The following is a 17,422-nucleotide window of genomic DNA, read 5'->3' as shown; positions in this document are numbered from 1 at the left end:
GCTACATCGAGAACTACAACCAGGACGCCAAACCATTCACCTGGACCAAGTCAGCGGAGTACCTCCTGGGCAAGATGAAACGCAAACAAACCATTAACACGGAGCACTAGGCGCGGCTGGCCGGCGTGCGGTATCCCAGAAATCTGGTGGTGGCAGCCGGCGCAGCGGGGCAACGCGGCCGGCATCGCACGCTGCAACGCGGCCGGCTGCAGCAGCGTGTTCCACGGGCGGATTCAGTCGGTGCGGACTCGGGGGCATACTGGATTTATGACCACCAGCTGGGCGCTGAGCCGGAGCCTGGAACGCATCGGGGAACTCTGCCGGGACGTGCTTGACGACAAGGAGCTGCGCCGGGGAGTGCTAGCTGAACTTGCCCGGATGGTGCCGTTCAGCGCCTATGCCTGGCCGCTCTCGGACCCCGAGTCCGCCACCGGCATCGCGCCAATGGCCAGAATCCCCTGCCCGGACGAACTGCCGGAGCTGATCCGGCTCAAATACCTGACGCCCGACTGCCGCTGGACCGCGCTCATCGGCCTGCGCCGGCCGGCCACAACCCTGCTGATGGAGACCGGCGGACACCCGGCGCGCAGTCCGCTGTGGAACGGGCTGCTGGTCCGCTATCGGGTGACAGATGTGCTCTCGACTGTCTTTGCCGACAAGCATGGCTGCTGGGGCTGGCTGGACCTGTGGCGTGCCGGGGATGAAGGCACATTCTCCGAGCCGGAGACCGATTACCTCGCCACGGCCGCGCCGCTGGTGGCTGCCGGCCTGCGGCGCAGCCGGGCGTCCCAGTGCCGGCGGGACGCGGAAGGGCGCGGCGCCGCGTGGCCTGCCGCCCGGAAACCGCTGCCGCCGCAGGCGGTGCTGACCCTGGACGAGCGGCTGGCCGTAGTGGGACAGACGGCCTCGGCCGGTGACTGGCTGGGACTGCTGCAGCGCGGGCCCCGGCCGTATGAGGGTATTCCCGCAGAGGTTGAATGTTGCCGCCCAGCTGCTGGCCCGCGAAGCCGGGGTGGACCCCCACCCGGCCCTATCCCGCGTCCCCGTTGGCCTCGGGGCCTGGGCGCTGCTGCGCTCTACCCGGATGGACGCCGCTCACCCGGGGGCCACGCCGCCGCTCGCCGTGACCATCCAGGAATGTCCGGCGGCGGAACGGCTCGAGGTCTTCGCCCGCTGTTTCGCCCTTACCCCGCAGCAGCACCGGCTGCTGGGACTCACCGCCGGCGGACTCAACACGGCGGAGCTGGCAGCGGCGCTGCGGATCAGCCCCTACACCGTGCAGGACCAGTTCAAGGCTGTCTTCGCTGCCTGCGGCGTTCGAAGCCGGAGTGCGTTGCTGGGGTTGGCGCTTGGCACCGCGACGGGGCCGGCCGGGGCTGGCCCGGGAACTGCCCGGCGCCGGACCCGCCATGAGGAGCCCGGCAACCGTTTTGACTAGTCCGAAGCCCGGAAACCCCTTGGTCTAGTCCACGGTTGTCTAGCCGCCGGCGAAGGGCGGCAGGACGTCCACGACGTCGTCCGGCTGCAGCACCGCGGCACGGTTCCGGACCGCGATCTCGTTGAGCAGGAAGCTGCTGCGTGCGAGGAGTCGGGGCAGCGGCGGGGTTCCGGTGGGGGGTTCGGGGCGTTCGATGGCGAGGATGGCCGCGAGCAGCGTGGCGACGGTGGCGTCCTCGGGGAGGTCATAGCGTTCCTCGTCGACGCCGGCCGCGGCGCGCGCGGCAGCGAAGTAGCGTACGTTCACAGGGTGTTCAGCCTCCGATGGCGCTCATGCTGCGGTCCGGCTGGACGAAGTCCGGGGCGTCCAGTCCGGTGTGGTCCATGCCGTGGGCCTTCGGCTTGATCCACATGGCGTCCTGCCAGCGTTCGGCGAGTTGTTCGTCGCTGGCGCCCTCCCGGAGCAGCCCGAGCAGGTCCACTTCCTGCCGGGAGAACAGGCAGCTCATGATCTTGCCCTCCGCGGTGATGCGGGTGCGGCGGCAGTCGGCGCAGAACGGCTCGGTCACCGAGGCGATGATGCCCACGGTTCCCAGCACGTCGCCGGTGGCCTCGCCGGTGCCGGGCACCCGGGCCCGGACCTCGAAGCGTTCGGCCGGGGCGCCGTCGCGGTCCCGCGGATCAGCGCTGAGCACGTAGTCGACGGAGAGCAGCTCACGGATCTCCGCGGCGGTGATCATGTTCCGGCGGGTCCAGCCGTGGTCGGCGTCGAGCGGCATCTGCTCGATGAAGCGCAGTTCGTAGCCGCGGTCCAGGGCCCAGGCCAGCAGTGCGGGGGATTCGGCGTCGTTAATGCCGCGCATCAGGACGGCGTTGAGTTTGACGGGGCCAAGCCCTGCGGCCCAGGCGGCGTCCACACCGGCCAGCACCTTGGTCAGGAAGGGCCGGCGGGTCAGCTGGGTGAAGGTTTCCTCATGGAGGGAGTCCAGCGAGACGTTGATCCGGGACAGTCCGGCGGCCTTGAGTCCGGCGGCTTTTTTGTCCAGTCCGACGGCGTTGGTGGTCATGGAGATCGGCAGGTCGGGGTGGGCCTTCCGGAGCGCGGCGATGATGTCCAGCAGGTCGGCCCGGACCAGGGGTTCGCCGCCGGTGAGCCGCAGTTCGCGCACGCCGAGGGTGTCGACGCCGATCCGCACGATCCGGACGATTTCCTCTGCTGACATCACGGCCTGCTTCGACAGCCACTCCAGGCCCTCGGCCGGCATGCAGTAGGTGCAGCGCAGGTTGCATTTGTCCGTCAGCGAGAGCCGCATGTCGGTCGCGCGGCGGCCGTAGCGGTCGAGGAGCCCGGCGGGCATTCCGGCCGGGCGTCCGGGCAGCTGCGCACCGGAAGCGCCCGCGCCGGAGCCGTCCTCCGCGCGGGGCTGGGGCATACCAAGCTGAACACTCATACCGTCAGGCTACGCCACCCCGGCCCCGGGATCACAGCCGTCAAGGCCCGGCTCTCCGATGACGGAAGCACACCGGGGACTTGCCCGTTCGGTTATCGGGGGCTTGCCCGCTCGGTTATGTTGCCGGGGCGGGCGCAAACCTATGCTGGAGGAGTGAACACCACCCCGAGTCCCCGAGGTCCGGAGCGGCAGGCGACCCGTTGGGCAGCTGCGGCCGGCGTAGTGGCCGTCGGAACCGGGCTTGCGCTCGGGGAGCTCGCGGCGGGACTCGTGAGCCCCTCGCTTTCCCCGGTGACCGCAGTCGGGGGCGCCGTGATCGATGTGGTCCCGCCGGGCGTCAAGGACTGGGCCGTCGCGCTGTTCGGCACGGCGGACAAGATTGCCCTGCTCGGTGGCATGGGGCTCCTGATCGCCGCCCTGGCGGCCCTGTCCGGAAGCGTGGAGCTGCGGCGCCGTTTTGCCGGAGCCGCCATCATCGCCGTCTTCGGCGTGGTGGGGCTGGTGGCCGTGCTGGGCCGGACCGAACTGACCATGAACGCGGTGCCGATCCCGCTGCTCGCCGCCGTCGTGGGCATGATCCTGCTGCGCTGGCTGATCCGCCGGCTGCAGGAGTGGCGGACCGCCGCCGGAGCGCCGCCCGCAGCTGCGGGCCAGGATGAGGGTGCCCCCGCAAGCCCCGGACCGGGAAGCGCTGCGCCAGGAGGTAGTGCCCAGCCGGGTTCTGCCCCGCGGTCGCCGCCGACTTCCCGGCGCCGCTTCGTCCAGGCGCTCGGCGGAACGGCCGCCGCCGGAGTGGTTGCAGGCGTGCTCGCCGCGACGATCCGCGGGGCCGCCGCCGTCGTGAGTGAGCTGCGCAGCAAGCTGGCGCTCCCCGCGCCGGAGTCACCGGCTCCGCCGATCCCGGCCGGAGCCGAGGTCCGGCTGGAGGGCGTGGGCCCGCTGCTGACTCCCAACAAGGACTTTTACCGGATCGACACCGCGCTGCGCGTCCCGGTGGTGGATCCGGAGCAGTGGTCCCTGAAAGTCACTGGCCTGGTGGAGCGCGAGATCTCGCTGGACTTCGCCGCGCTGCTGGCCAAACCCCTGATCGAACGGCACATCACGATAGCCTGCGTCTCCAACGAGGTGGGCGGGGATCTGATCGGCAACGCGCGCTGGCTCGGCTGGCCGGTCCGGGACCTGCTGGCCCTGGCCGGCCCGAAGGGCGGGGCGGACATGGTCCTGTCCCGCAGCACGGACGGCTGGACCGCGGGCACCCCGTTGGAGGTGCTGACCGACAGCCGGGACGCGCTCCTGGCCGTCGGGATGAACGGTGAACCGTTGCCGCTGGAGCACGGCTTCCCGGTGCGGCTGGTCGTCCCCGGACTCTACGGTTACGTCTCGGCGACCAAGTGGGTCACCGGGCTCAAGCTGACGCGCTTCGCGGACGACGTCGGATACTGGACGCCCCGCGGCTGGAGCGAGCGGGGACCGATCAAAACCTCCTCCCGCATCGACGTGCCCCGGAACGGCCGCTCCGTGGACGCCGGAACGGTCGCCTTCGGCGGCGTCGCCTGGGCCCAGCACACCGGAATCGGGCGGGTGGAACTCAGGGTCAACCGCGGGGCGTGGCAGCAGGCCGAACTGGCACCCGGGATCTCGAAGGACACCTGGTACCAGTGGAAACTGGAACTGCCGCTGACCCCCGGCAGCTATGAGGTCCAGGTCCGCGCCACGGATCTCAACGGCGTCGCGCAGGTGGAGGACCGCGCGCCGGTGGCGCCCAGCGGGGCCACCGGGTTCCACACGGTTAGAGTTGACGTGAAATCCTAACGGGCCGGCCACCACGCCGGGCCCGGCAGCCGGGCCAGCGAGCCGTGCCGGCGAATCCAGCCCATGGCTCACGACGAGGGGTCACTAACGCATGCACCGCAGCCAGGCACGGCACGTCACCGTCGAAGCGCACCGCGAGTCGGTCCGGCAGTTGCTGGCCCCGCTCCGCAGCCCCGACCGGATTGAACGGCTCCCGCTCCTCGCCGCGCTGGGCCGCGGACTCGCGTCGGACATCGTGGCGCCGCTGGACCTGCCCCCGTTCGCGAATTCGCAGATGGACGGCTTCGCCATCCGCAGCGCCGAGGTGCCCGACGGCGGCGCCGACCTTCGCGTGGCGGCCCCGGTTCCGGCCGGCGCCGCCCCGGCCGGGCTGGCCGCCGGGACTGCCACCCCGATCATGACCGGCGCCATGATGCCGCCGGGGGCGGACGCCGTCGTGCCGATCGAACAGGCCCTACCCGCAGTCTTCCCCGCGCCCGGTGTGCCGGCCACGGTCCGGCTGCCCGCCGCTCCGGCCGGAACCTTTGTCCGCGACGCGGGCAGCGATATCCGCACCGGCGAGCTGGCCCTCGCGGCCGGAACCTGCCTGGGTCCCGGCCAGCTGGGACTGCTGGCCGCGCTGGGACTCACCGAAGTCCCCGTCTACCGGGCACTGCGGATCCTGCTGGTCACCACCGGGGACGAGGTCGTGGAGCCCGGCGCCAGCCTGGCCCCCGGCAGGATTTATGACTCCAACGCCACCCTGCTGGAGTCCTCGATGCGCCAGGCCGGTCTCGACGTCACCCGGAGCGGAATCTCCACGGACCGCCCGGAGGAACTCGCCGGTCTGCTGCGCGGACACACCGCGGACGTGGACCTGATCGTCACGACGGGAGGAGTCAGCCAGGGCGCCTACGAGGTGGTCCGGCAGGCGATGGTTGGCCACGACGTCGACTTCTTCGGCGTCGCCATGCAGCCCGGCGGCCCGCAGGGCATCGGAACGTTCGACGGCGTCCCGGTCGTCTGCTTCCCGGGCAACCCGGTGAGCTGCCTCGTCTCGTTCGAAATGTTCCTCCGGCCCGCGCTCGGCGACCTCTTCGGCTCGCCCGCCCCGCGTCCGGTGGGCAGGGCACGGCTGGCCGGGGCGCTGGCCTCCCCGGCCGGCAAGCACCAGGTCCGGCGCGGCACGGTCCTCCCGGACGGCACAGTCCGGCTGGAAGGCGGTCCCGGCTCGCACCTGGTCAGCGCCCTGGCACACTCCAACGCCCTGATCCAGGTGCCGGAAGGAATTTCCGCGCTCGCCTGCGGCGCGGAGGTGGAAGTATGGATGCTGTGAAAGAAGAAGACCCCACAACGGGAAACCACCGCCTGACCCACCTCCGGCAGGACGGCACGGCCCAGATGGTGGACGTGTCGAACAAAGCCGAAAGCACCCGCGAGGCCACGGCCACCGCCACCGTCCGCAGCACGGCCGAGGTCCTGGCCCTGCTCGGTGCCGGAGACCTGCCCAAGGGCGACGCCCTGGCCGTCGCCCGGGTCGCCGGCATTATGGCCGCCAAGAAGACCGCGGACCTGATCCCGCTCTGCCACCCGCTGCCGATCGCCAAAGTCACCGTGGACTTCGAACTCGACACCGAATCGGTCACCGTGTTCGCAACGGTCAAGACCCTCGGCGTCACCGGCGTCGAAATGGAAGCGCTGACCGCAGCCGCGGTGGCTGCGCTCAGCGTGTACGACATGATCAAGGCCGTGGACAAACACGCGGTGCTGACCGATATCAAAGTGCTGGCCAAAAGCGGCGGCAAGAGCGGGGACTGGACACTATGACCCTTTCAGGAATGAACCAGCCCGAACCACACCGGCACGGTGAAGCCACCGGGCGGAAGGCCGGCGTCGTGATTGCCTCGACCCGGGCCGCGTCGGGAGTCTACGAGGACCTGACCGGACCCGTCATTATCGATTGGCTCACCGAACACGGGTTCGAGCCCTATCCGGCCCTCGTGGTCCCGGACGGCGAAGCCGTGGGAGCGGCCCTGCGCGCGCTCCTGACCCAGGCTCCGGCCGTCATCATCACCAGCGGCGGCACCGGCCTCAGCCCCACCGACGTCACGCCGGAACAGACCCGTCCGCTGTTGGACCGCGAGATCCCCGGCATCATGGAGGGCATCCGCGGCGCCGGCATCGCCAAGACCCCGACGGCGATGCTCAGCCGGGGCCATGCCGGTGCTGCGGGCCAGACCTTCATCGTTAATCTCCCCGGATCCCCGAAAGGTGTGATGGACGGGCTCAGCGTGCTGGACCCCATTCTCGGACATCTCTGCGACCAACTGGAGGGCACCCATGGCCACTGACTCAGCCTTCGACGTGGTGACCGCGGTGCTGAGCGCCGAGCCCATCTCGGTGCAGCAGGCCATCGCCGCGGTCGATTCGGACACCGCGGGAGCGGTGGTCAGCTTTAGCGGCGTGGTCCGGAACCACGACGCCGGCAAAGCCGTGCAGCGGCTCAGCTACAGCGTGCACCCGTCGGCGCACCAGGTAATGGCCGACGTCGTCGCGCAGCTCGTCGCCGAACAGGCTGACGCGGGAGCTGCGCGCGGGACCGCCAGTGGAACCGCCGGCGGGGCAGTTGGCGAAGCCCCTGGGGAATTCGGCACAGCGGGCCAGCCGGTGCGGATCTGGGTGGCACACCGGATCGGAATGCTGGAGATCGGCGACCCGGCGCTGGTCTGCGCCGTCTCCGCCGCGCACCGGGGCCAGGCCTTCGAGGTCTGCTCGGAGCTCGTCGACCGGATCAAGGCCCAGGTTCCGATCTGGAAAGAACAGTTCTTCACCGACGGCACCGTCGAATGGGTCGGCGCGGGGGCGTAGTCCGGGCCGGCGCCTCCGGGGGGATCGCCGGTTAGCTGTCCCGTCATGCGGGGCCGCCGGTTCAGGCGCGCGGCAGCCCCGACGGTAGGGTTGATCGCATGACCGAACAACTCGCAGTCGCCGTGCTGGGCGCGAACGGGCGCATGGGCGCCGAGGCGGTGAAGGCCGTTGAGGCTGCCGCCGACCTGAAACTTGTCGCCGCGCTGGGCCGGAACAATTCCCTGGACGCCCTCGTCGACGCCGGAGCCCGGATCGTGGTCGATCTGACCGTCCCCGAGAGCACCGAAGCGAACGTCCGCTTCGCCGTCGAACACGGCATGCACGCCGTCGTCGGCACGACCGGCTGGGACGCGGAACGGCTGGGCCGGCTGCAGGAGCTCCTCGCCGGCCGGTCCGGCGTCGGCGTCCTGATCGCGCCGAACTTCGCCCTCGGATCGGTCCTCGCCTCCGCCTTCGCCGCGAAGGCCTCGCGCTACTTCGAATCGGTCGAAATCGTCGAACTTCACCACCCGGAAAAGGTGGATGCCCCGTCCGGAACCGCCGTTCGCACCGCGCAGCTGGTCTCCGCCGCGCGCGAAGCCGCGGGCCTGCCCGCCAGCCCCGACGCCACCACGAGTGAGCTTCCCGGCGCACGCGGCTGCGACGTCGACGGCGTCCGCATCCACAGCGTCAGGCTCCGCGGCCTGGTGGCGCACCAGGAAGTCCTGCTGGGCGGACCGGGGGAGCAGCTGACGATCCGGCACGACTCCTTTGACCGGGCCTCGTTTATGCCCGGGGTACTGCTGGGCGTGCGCAACATCGCGTCGCACCCGGGCCTCACCGTGGGCCTGGACGGCTACCTGGACCTGGGGCTCTGAGCGGCGTGGCTAACGTCCTGACCGCCTTCAAAGCCAACCGCACGAAGATCTGGGTCGGCGCCGTCACGCTGCTGCTGGTCTTTTATCTGGTGGTGTCGTTCCAGCGCTCGGTGCTGCTGATGATGGACGCCAACCCGGTGGCCAAAGCCATCGGCGTGGCCTACCTCCTGCTGCCCGTGATCGGCGCCTGGGCACTCGTCCGCGAGCTGCTGTTCGGCGCCCGGACCGAGCGGCTGGCGAAAATCCTCGAAGCCGAAGGCGGCTTGCCGGAGGACAATCTGCCGCGCACCCCCGCCGGCCGCATCATCCGCGAGGCCGCGGACCGTGAATTTGAGAAGTACCGTGCCGAGACGGAAGCCGCGCCGGAAGACTGGCGCTCCTGGTTCCGCCTCAGCTGTGCCTACGACGCCGCGGGCGACCGCAAGCGGGCGCGCGCCTCGATGCGCGACGCCGTTCGGCTCTACCGGACGGGATCCCGCGAAGCCTGAGGTGCGCCCGGCTGCGGCGCGGGTCAGCAGACGCTTGCTCCGCTGAGGTGCCCTCAGCTGACGCGGGCGGGCCGGTAGCGGCCCAGTTGGTTTGCGGCATGCCCCAGCAACTCCAGCGGCCCCCGCCACGCCAGGGCCGCGATCATGGCTCCCAGGACCAGGATCGTCACCGCCTGCACCCAATAGACGCCCTCCACCGTCCACCCGGACGGCAACGGCTGGCCATACAACGAAGCCATCACGCACAGATGGGCCGTGTAGAAACTGAGCGTCATGGCACCGGCACCGCGCAGCGGCAGCAGCAGGTCCCGCCCGGTCCGCTGGACCAGCCGGCCCAGCAGCAGGCAGACACCGACGACGGCGGCCGCCACCCCCGACGTGTGCAGCAGATCCAGCGTGCTGCCCGAATGCGGGGCGCTGGTGGCGAGCCACCAGGCGGAGCCGGTCTGGTCGATGCCGGCCAGGTTGACCTGCAGGAGGCTCTCCAGCGGATAGGACGGATCGAGCAGGGACGCCTGCAGTGCCGCCCGGCCGCCCAGGTCCTCCATCAGCACCACGCTGAGCCATTTGGCCAGCACCGCCACCACCGTGCCCACGGCCAGCAGCAGGACCGGGACGGCCGCCTTCGTGAGGGCCAGCCTGCCGATCGCGAGCCCGATCAGCAGGTAGGCGATCCACTGAAAAACCGGGTAGTAACCGGTCAGGAAGAGATCCCCGAGCAGCACGCCGGGGGCCGACAGGTCCTCCCACTTTGGATTGTGGCCCAGTTGCAGGGTCGGCTCGGCGGCGAGGAGCCAGGGCCGCAGCAGGAACGCCAGTGCCGGGGTCACCAGCACCCAGCCGACGGCCAGGACCAGCAGGCGTTTGATGTCCAGTCCGAGGAACGGCAGCACGCACAGGAACAGCACGGCGTAGTGGACCAGGATGATGGCGATGTTCACTTCCAGCCCGCCGATGGAGAGCCCGACGGCGCCCACCACCAGGGCCCGGAGGGCGATTCCCCGTCGGGCGGCCGACAGCTGCGGTCCCTGGAGCGGCTGCTGTTTGCCGGTTGAGAGTGCCAGCCCGATTCCGGCAAGAACAGCGAACAGGGCCGAGGCGCGTCCCGAAAAAACCAGCCCCACCCAGGTGGGGGTGAGCTGGGCATCGGACTCGAAAGTGGGGAAGATATGGGTAGCCATCATGCCAAGGAGCGCCAGGCCGCGGGCGGCATCAATGCCGGACAGCCGAGCCCCGGCCACCTTGCCGCCGGCGGTCCGGGAGGGGGAGGCGGTTCCGCGCGGCGTCATCTTTCGATCGTCTCATGACCGGCACCGGTGATTCCGGGCCAACGGGTGTTTCGGGCAAGTTCACAGAAGCTGCACAGGCCCTTGTATTCGAATATATGTTCGAATACGATGGGGGCATGAACAATCCATCAGATCCCAATATCCGGTTGGGCGCCGCCCGGCGGAACTCGGCTCGGCGTCACTCGGCGCGGCAGGAGACTGTTCGCCCGGACGCGGTGCCCGGTGTGCTGAAGGCCATGAGTCCCGGCGTTGTGGACTTCCTGTTCCGGCAACTCGTTGCCGGCGAACCGGCGGAGGACGTCCAGTGGCAGCGGGAGGGTGCCGCGCTGTCGGCGCAGCCGCCCGGTGCCGAACTTGCCCGCCGGCTCGCCGAGACCGATCTTGAAGCGCTCACGCCCGGCGAATTGTTCCATTACGTGCGGGCGGCCCAGCGGCTCGCGGCGTGGGCGGAGGGCATCCGGGAGGCCGCCGTCAGCCGCTACTGCGCCACACCGTCCGGCGGGGCTGCCCCGGCCGGGTGAGCGGTGCCTAGGATGGCAGGGTGACCACCGCACTGACGCTGTCCGCCATTCAGTACACGGCGCTCGACGGCGGACTCGCCGCCAATGTCCCGGAGCACATCCGGCTGATCGAAGACGCGGACAGCCACGGAGCCCGGCTGGTTATCTTCCCCGTGGTGTCCCTCACCGGTTACGGGCCGGGGAGGCTGGCTGATCCGGAGAGCTGGGTGACCGCCGGCGACGTTCGTCTGGACGGCCTGCGCGAAATCTGCCGGCGGACCGGAATCACTGCGGTCGTCGGTGCCCCGGTCAGGGAAGCGGACGGCACGCCGCGCCTGGCCACGCTCGCCGTCCACCCCAACGGCGGGCTGGATACCGGGTTCAGGGCGTGGCACGACGGCCCGGAGCCGCAGTTCCTCAGCGCCGGTGACCGGCCGGTCAGGCTGGACCTCGACGGCTGGACGATCGCCGTGGGTGGTTGCTCGGACAGCACCGACAGGCCGGCGAGGGCCCGCGGGGCGGCGGAGACCGGCGCTGACATCTATGCAGTCCCGGCGCTCTGCACCGCCGGTGCGGACCACGGGCCGGCCGCCGACCCGGCCAGGCGCCCGGCCGTGCATCCCGGCGCGCTGGCCAAGGACAACCGGATCTTCAGCCTGCTGGCCAACCTCGGCGGGACCACGGACCTTGGGCCCTCGGTGGGCGGCAGCGGCTTCTGGGGACCGGACGGTCTGGTGATCCGGCAGGCCGTCGGAACGGGCACTGAGGTGCTCACCGTGACCCTGCAGCATGCCGTTTTGGACCAACTCGACCGGGATCGCGCGGCCCCGGAAGCACCTCGCCGCGGAGTCCGTTCGGCCGGCCCGGCTGGGCCCCCGGACCGGGATTGATCTTCATCACGTCGCCGTCATTGTTCGATCACGCCGGGGACAGGGTAACGTTTTTCATATGGCTGCCTCTGTTACTCGCTCTTATACGTTCGGAACCCTTGTGACCGCCATGGTCACACCTTTCACAACCGACGGTGAGGTCGACTACCAGCAGAACGCCGAGCTGGCCAACAAGCTCGTCGACGACGGCAACGATGCCCTCGTTATTTCCGGTACCACGGGGGAGACCTCCACGCTGGAAGACGACGAGAAGGAAAAGCTCTTCCGGGTGATCGTGGAGGCCGTGGGGGACCGCGCCAAGGTTATCGCCGGGACCGGCACCAACCACACCTCGCACTCGATCGAGATGGCCAAGCGAGCCGCCAAAGCCGGCGCGCACGGCCAGCTGATCGTCACCCCGTACTACAACAAGCCCAGCCAGGCCGGTATCCAGGCCCACATTGAGGCCGTCGCCGACGCCGCGGATCTGCCCGTCATGGTCTACGACATCCCGGGCCGGTCCTGCGTGCCGATCCTGCCCGAAACCATGATCCGGCTGGCGGACCACCCGAACATCGTTGCGCTCAAGGACGCCAAGGCCGACTTCGCCGCCGTCACCCGCGTCCTCGCCAACACCGACCTCGACGTCTACTCGGGCGACGACGGCCTGACCCTGCCGTGGATGTCAGCCGGCGCCGTCGGGCTGGTCAGCGTCGCCGCCCACGTCGCAACACCACGATTCCGCGCGCTGATTGATGCCGCACTTGCGGGCGACTTCGCCACCGCCCGCTCCATACATTTCGAACTGGACCCCGTGGTCCGTGCAGTGATGACCCACATTCAGGGTGCTGTTGCTGCGAAGCAAGTTCTTAAGTGGCAGGGAGTCCTGCCCAACTCGGTTGTCCGTTTGCCCCTCGTGGAGCCGGACCAGGCCGAGATCGAAACCATCCGCGAGGACTTGGCGGAAGCCGGAATGGTCTTTTCCTGATCAGGTGTTCCAACTGACGAGAAAAGACCAGGCCGGTACCCGCCTGGAAAGTAGTGCATTATGACCCAGACCGCCCTTCCCGGCCTTGTCACGCCGCCGAAACTGCTCAAGGACACCCTGCGGATCGTTCCGCTTGGTGGACTGGGGGAGATCGGCCGCAACATGACCGTCTTCGAAATCGACGGCAAGCTGCTCATCGTCGACTGCGGCGTCCTCTTCCCCGAGGAAACCCAGCCCGGCGTCGACCTGATCCTGCCCGATTTCTCCTACATCAAGAACCGCCTCGATGACATCGTCGCCGTCGTATTGACCCACGGCCACGAGGACCACATCGGCGCCGTTCCGTACCTGCTGCGGCTGCGCGCCGACATCCCCCTGATCGGCTCCCGGCTGACGCTGGCCCTCATCGAGGCGAAGCTGCTGGAACACCGGATCAAGCCGGTCACCCAGACCGTCACCGAGGGACAGGTGCAGAAGTTCGGCCCGTTCGAGTGCGAATTCGTCGCGGTCAACCACTCCATCCCCGACGCCCTCGCCGTGTTCCTCCGCACCGCCGGCGGCTCCGTGCTGCACACCGGCGACTTCAAGATGGACCAGCTGCCCCTGGACGGCCGGATCACCGACCTCCGCCACTTCGCCAAGCTCGGCGAAGAAGGCGTGGACCTGTTTATGTCGGACTCCACGAACGCCGACGTGCCGGGCTTCACCACCGCCGAGAAGGAAATCGGCCCCACCCTGGACCGGCTCTTCGGCCAGGCCTCCAAGCGCCTGATCGTCGCGTCCTTCTCCTCACACGTGCACCGCGTCCAGCAGGTCCTCGACGCCGCCGCCAACCACAACCGCAAGGTTGCCTTTGTCGGCCGCTCGATGGTCCGCAACATGGCCATCGCCGAGAAGCTCGGCTACCTCGACGTGCCCCCGGGCATCCTGGTCGACATCAAGAACATCGACAACCTGCCGGACAACCGCGTGGTGCTGATGTCCACCGGTTCCCAGGGCGAGCCGATGGCCGCCCTGTCCCGGATGGCCAACGGCGACCACCGCGTCGTCGTCGGCCAGGGTGACACCGTCATCCTCGCCTCCAGCCTGATCCCGGGCAACGAGAACGCCGTCTTCCGCATCATCAACGGCCTGCTCAAGCTCGGCGCCGACGTCATCCACAAGGGCAACGCCAAGGTGCACGTCTCCGGCCACGCCGCCGCCGGCGAGCTGCTGTACTGCTACAACATCCTCGAGCCGCTCAACGCGATGCCGGTGCACGGTGAAACCCGCCACCTGATCGCCAACGGCAAAATCGCCCTGGACTCCGGGGTCCCCGAAGAAAGCATCCTCCTCGCGGACAACGGCACCGTCATCGACCTCCGCGACCACCAGGCCGACATCGTCGGCCAGGTCGAAGTCGGTTTCGTCTACGTCGACGGCTCCAGCGTTGGCGAAGTCACCGAAGCTGACCTGAAGGACCGCCAGACGCTCGGCGATGAAGGCTTCATTTCCATCATCACCGTGATCCACCGCGCCACCGGCAAGGTCGTCTCCGGCCCGGAGATCCACGCCCGCGGCGTGGCCGAGGACGACTCGGTCTTCGACGAGATCATCCCCAAGATCAACGCCGCACTGGAGGAAGCCGTGCTCAACCGCACGGACCACACCACGCACCAGCTGCAGCAGGTTGTCCGCCGCGTCGTCGGCACCTGGGTCAACCGCAAGCTGCGCCGCAAGCCCCTGATCATCCCGGTGGTGCTGGAGGCCTAAGCGCCTTTCCCCACCACGACGGCCTTCCCGGCCTGCCGCAGGCTCCCGCGTGCTGCGGACCGGGAGGGCCGTTTTTGCGTCCCGCGGCCGGCAACATGGTCCCCGCAGGGGCCCGGAAATCCGCGGTTTTCGGCCCGGCGTCGGGTACCGTTGCCGGTATGGCGACACGTACTTCCTCCGCGCCTAGAGGAAACCCCAGCGGTAAATCAGGCAGCCCTTCGACCCGCGGTTCCGGCCCGGCTGCGTCCAAAACCAGCAAGCCTTCCGGAACGACGGGCACCGCGCGCACCCGCCAACTGGCCGCCGTCGAACCCAAACAGCCCTGGCTGGTCCGGGTTGTCGCCGGGGCCTGGCTGGGCGTCGCCCACGTCGTCGGGGCGGGAATCCGCCGGATCGGCTCCGACGTCAGCGACCTCGCCCCCGAGGACCGCCGCGACGGCGCAGCCCTGTTCAACCTCGCCCTCGCAGTCTTTGTCGCCACCTTCGCCTGGTGGGGCTTCCAGGGCTGGTTCCCGGACACCGTCTACGGAATCGTCAACGGCACCTTCGGCTGGATGGCGCTGCTGCTGCCGCTGATGCTGTTTGTCTGCGCCTTCCGGCTGTTCCGCCAGCCCGACGACGGCCGCGGCAACAACCGGATCGGGATCGGCTTCCTGATCATGACCTTCGCCGGCTCCGGCCTGGCCCACATCATTGGCGGGGAACCGACCGTCGCCGACGGATTTGACGGCCTGCGCCACGCCGGCGGCATGCTCGGCTACCTCGCCGCAGCCCCGCTGGCCGCCCTGCACAGCGCTGTCCCGGTCGTGCTGTACAGCCTGCTCGCCTTCACCTCGCTGCTGATCGTCACCGCCACCCCGTTCGGCGCCATCCCCGGCCGGCTGCGCGGCGCCTACGAGCACCTGATGGGCATCGACCTGCAGGACGACGACGGCGACAGCCACGACCGCAGCTACCTCGACGAACGCAGCACCCCGGCCCCGGCAAAGAAAAAGCGCCGCCGCCTCTTCGGCAAGGACTCCGACGAGGACGCCGGACTCGACGGCTACGTCGGCGACGAGGCCTTCGAGCGGGCCCTGATCGCCGACGAGGAAGCAGAAGCCGCCCGCGCCGCCGGTGGCGCCAAAACCGGCTCCAAATCCGTCGCGCCCGGGGTCCGGCGTCCCACCCAGGCCGAGCTGGCCGTCGAAAAGATCAAGGCAGCCCAGGGCCTGGGCAGCACTGCGGGCAGTGCCGGCGCGCCGGCGGGGGAGAACGCCACGGAGGCGATCCCGCTCGTCACCCCGGGCATGATCGCCGCCGGTTCGCTGAACGCGGCCCCGCCGGCACCCGGAGCCGCAGCCGTGGCCGCCGCCGCGAAGGTCCCCGCCAATCCCGTCGCCGCGGCACCCCTGCCCACCCCGATCCCGCAGCGCACCGAACAGCTGTCCCTGGCCGGCGACGTGACGTACACGCTGCCGCCGTCGGACGTCCTGACCCCGGGATCCATCCCCAAGGAACGCACCGAAGCCAACGACGCGATTGTCGCCTCGCTGACCGAGACCCTGAACCAGTTCAACGTCGAGGCACAGGTCACCGGCTTCAGCCGCGGCCCCACCGTGACCCGCTACGAGATCGAACTCTCCCCGGGCACCAAGGTCGAACGCGTCACCGCGCTGTCCAAGAACATCTCCTACGCCGTCGCCAGCTCGGACGTGCGCATCCTCAGCCCCATCCCCGGCCGGTCCGCGATCGGCATCGAGATCCCCAACACGGACCGCGAGACCGTGTCCCTCGGCGATGTGCTCCGCAGCCAGAACGCCCGGCGGACGGAGCACCCCATGGTGATCGGCGTCGGCAAGGACGTCGAAGGCGGCTACGTCGTCGCGAACCTCGCCAAAATGCCGCACCTTCTCGTGGCGGGCGCCACCGGTGCCGGCAAGTCGGCCTTCGTGAACGCCATGATCACGTCCATCCTGATGCGCGCCACCCCCGACGAGGTCCGGATGGTCATGGTTGACCCCAAGCGGGTGGAACTTACCGCCTACGAAGGCGTCCCGCACCTCATCACGCCGATCATCACCAACCCCAAGAAGGCTGCCGAGGCCCTGCAGTGGGTGGTCCGCGAAATGGACGCCCGCTACGACGACCTCGCCAACTACGGCTTCAAGCACATCGACGACTTCAACAAGGCCGTCCGCGCGGGCAAGGTCATCCCGCCCGAGGGTTCCAAGCGGGTCATCCGGCCCTACCCGTACCTGCTGGTGATCGTCGATGAACTCGCCGACCTGATGATGGTCGCCCCGCGTGACGTCGAAGACTCGATCGTGCGGATCACCCAGCTGGCCCGTGCGGCCGGCATCCACCTCGTGCTCGCCACCCAGCGGCCCTCCGTCGACGTCGTCACCGGCCTGATCAAGGCCAACGTGCCCTCGAGGATGGCGTTCGCCACCTCCTCGGTCACCGACTCCCGCGTGGTCCTGGACCAGCCCGGTGCCGAGAAGCTGATCGGCCAGGGCGATGCGCTGTTCCTGCCGATGGGTGCCTCCAAGGCCATGCGCGTCCAGGGTGCCTGGGTCACCGAATCCGAAATCCACCGGGTGGTCGAGCACGTCAAGGGCCAGCTCAAGGCTGTGTACCGCGACGATGTCGCCCCCGAGGCGCCGAAGAAGCAGATCGACGACGACATCGGCGACGACCTCGAGGTGCTGCTGCAGGCCACCGAGCTCGTGGTCACGACCCAGTTCGGTTCCACCTCGATGCTGCAGCGCAAGCTGCGCGTCGGCTTCGCGAAGGCCGGACGGCTGATGGACCTGCTTGAATCCCGCGGCGTGGTGGGCCCCTCCGAAGGCTCCAAGGCCCGCGACGTGCTGGTTAAACCGGATGACCTGGCAACCGTCCTCGCCGCCATGAAGGGCATGGAGGTGCCCGCGATCGCTGATTCCCAGACCGCGGCGCTGAGCGATAACGCCAACGCCAACATCGCCCAGGGCGGTTACGCGGAGGATCTCGTCGCCTCCGATCTGGACCGGCGGGGTCAGAACACCCAGTATTACGACGGCGCTGATGGCGCCGACGGCGGCGCCGGCGGTGGCCCGGGCGAGGACGACGAGGGCTCCGAGGACGCCTGGTCGCTCACCGGACGGTAGCCTA

Annotated in this window: 16 protein-coding genes; 13 read left to right on the top strand and 3 right to left on the bottom strand. The window is 69.5% G+C overall.

Annotation, left to right across the window (positions count from 1 at the left end):
• Nucleotides 1–973: 973 nt before the first annotated feature.
• Nucleotides 974–1,438 carry a helix-turn-helix transcriptional regulator gene (locus AC50YM_RS14680; RefSeq protein ID WP_494957688.1) on the top strand — a complete coding sequence of 155 codons (465 nt, stop codon included), beginning with the start codon at nucleotides 974–976 and terminating at the stop codon, nucleotides 1,436–1,438.
• 39 nt (nucleotides 1,439–1,477) lie between these two features.
• Here the strand turns inward: AC50YM_RS14680 and AC50YM_RS14675 are convergent, their stop codons facing one another.
• A complete protein-coding gene (locus tag AC50YM_RS14675) occupies nucleotides 1,478–1,744 on the bottom strand; it encodes a MoaD/ThiS family protein (protein ID WP_494957687.1) in 267 nt (88 codons plus the stop codon).
• Between the two features lie 7 nt (nucleotides 1,745–1,751).
• Nucleotides 1,752–2,888, bottom strand: a complete 1,137-nt coding sequence (moaA, locus tag AC50YM_RS14670) for a GTP 3',8-cyclase MoaA (RefSeq protein WP_494957686.1) — start codon at nucleotides 2,886–2,888, stop codon at nucleotides 1,752–1,754.
• 117 nt (nucleotides 2,889–3,005) lie between these two features.
• On the opposite strand from moaA, the gene AC50YM_RS14665 reads away from it, so the two are divergent.
• The 7 genes from AC50YM_RS14665 (at nucleotide 3,006) to AC50YM_RS14635 (ending at nucleotide 8,892) form a co-directional block, all read left to right on the top strand.
• Nucleotides 3,006–4,700, top strand: coding sequence for a molybdopterin-dependent oxidoreductase (locus tag AC50YM_RS14665; RefSeq protein ID WP_494957685.1), 1,695 nt, complete (start codon nucleotides 3,006–3,008; stop codon nucleotides 4,698–4,700).
• Nucleotides 4,701–4,791: 91 nt separating this feature from the next.
• On the top strand, nucleotides 4,792–6,015 hold the full coding sequence (locus tag AC50YM_RS14660) for a molybdopterin molybdotransferase MoeA (RefSeq protein WP_494957684.1): 1,224 nt from the start codon (nucleotides 4,792–4,794) through the stop codon (nucleotides 6,013–6,015).
• Nucleotides 6,003–6,506: a cyclic pyranopterin monophosphate synthase MoaC gene (gene moaC, locus AC50YM_RS14655; protein WP_494957683.1), complete on the top strand. Its 504-nt coding sequence runs from the start codon at nucleotides 6,003–6,005 to the stop codon at nucleotides 6,504–6,506. The genes AC50YM_RS14660 and moaC overlap by 13 nt, the downstream gene beginning before the upstream one ends.
• Entirely contained in the window at nucleotides 6,503–7,030 is a 528-nt protein-coding gene (locus AC50YM_RS14650) for a MogA/MoaB family molybdenum cofactor biosynthesis protein (protein WP_494957682.1), read from the top strand. The genes moaC and AC50YM_RS14650 overlap by 4 nt, the downstream gene beginning before the upstream one ends.
• Entirely contained in the window at nucleotides 7,020–7,547 is a 528-nt protein-coding gene (locus tag AC50YM_RS14645) for a molybdenum cofactor biosynthesis protein MoaE (RefSeq protein WP_494957681.1), read from the top strand. The genes AC50YM_RS14650 and AC50YM_RS14645 overlap by 11 nt, the downstream gene beginning before the upstream one ends.
• Before the next feature lie 98 nt (nucleotides 7,548–7,645).
• Entirely contained in the window at nucleotides 7,646–8,404 is a 759-nt protein-coding gene (dapB, locus tag AC50YM_RS14640; protein ID WP_494957680.1) for a 4-hydroxy-tetrahydrodipicolinate reductase, read from the top strand.
• Nucleotides 8,405–8,409: 5 nt separating this feature from the next.
• Nucleotides 8,410–8,892, top strand: coding sequence for a hypothetical protein (locus tag AC50YM_RS14635; protein ID WP_494957679.1), 483 nt, complete (start codon nucleotides 8,410–8,412; stop codon nucleotides 8,890–8,892).
• A gap of 53 nt (nucleotides 8,893–8,945) precedes the next feature.
• On the opposite strand, the gene AC50YM_RS14630 is transcribed toward AC50YM_RS14635, so the two are convergent.
• On the bottom strand, nucleotides 8,946–10,181 hold the full coding sequence (locus tag AC50YM_RS14630; protein ID WP_494957678.1) for a heparan-alpha-glucosaminide N-acetyltransferase domain-containing protein: 1,236 nt from the start codon (nucleotides 10,179–10,181) through the stop codon (nucleotides 8,946–8,948).
• A 116-nt stretch (nucleotides 10,182–10,297) separates the two neighbouring features.
• Here AC50YM_RS14630 and AC50YM_RS14625 point away from each other — a divergent pair, with 116 nt between their 5' ends.
• The 5 genes from AC50YM_RS14625 to AC50YM_RS14605 all read left to right on the top strand — a co-directional run bounded on the left by AC50YM_RS14625 (nucleotide 10,298) and on the right by AC50YM_RS14605 (nucleotide 17,418).
• A complete protein-coding gene (locus AC50YM_RS14625; protein WP_494957677.1) occupies nucleotides 10,298–10,702 on the top strand; it encodes a hypothetical protein in 405 nt (134 codons plus the stop codon).
• A 20-nt stretch (nucleotides 10,703–10,722) separates the two neighbouring features.
• Nucleotides 10,723–11,571 carry a carbon-nitrogen hydrolase family protein gene (locus AC50YM_RS14620; protein ID WP_494957676.1) on the top strand — a complete coding sequence of 283 codons (849 nt, stop codon included), beginning with the start codon at nucleotides 10,723–10,725 and terminating at the stop codon, nucleotides 11,569–11,571.
• A 58-nt stretch (nucleotides 11,572–11,629) separates the two neighbouring features.
• On the top strand, nucleotides 11,630–12,538 hold the full coding sequence (gene dapA, locus AC50YM_RS14615; RefSeq protein WP_494957675.1) for a 4-hydroxy-tetrahydrodipicolinate synthase: 909 nt from the start codon (nucleotides 11,630–11,632) through the stop codon (nucleotides 12,536–12,538).
• Nucleotides 12,539–12,598: 60 nt separating this feature from the next.
• Nucleotides 12,599–14,290: a ribonuclease J gene (locus AC50YM_RS14610; RefSeq protein ID WP_494957674.1), complete on the top strand. Its 1,692-nt coding sequence runs from the start codon at nucleotides 12,599–12,601 to the stop codon at nucleotides 14,288–14,290.
• A gap of 158 nt (nucleotides 14,291–14,448) precedes the next feature.
• Nucleotides 14,449–17,418 carry an FtsK/SpoIIIE family DNA translocase gene (locus AC50YM_RS14605; protein ID WP_494957673.1) on the top strand — a complete coding sequence of 990 codons (2,970 nt, stop codon included), beginning with the start codon at nucleotides 14,449–14,451 and terminating at the stop codon, nucleotides 17,416–17,418.
• Nucleotides 17,419–17,422: the final 4 nt, after the last annotated feature.

Source organism: Pseudarthrobacter sp. RHLT1-30-1 (assembly GCF_059383415.1).
This window is presented reverse-complemented; position numbering and strand designations above follow the sequence as displayed.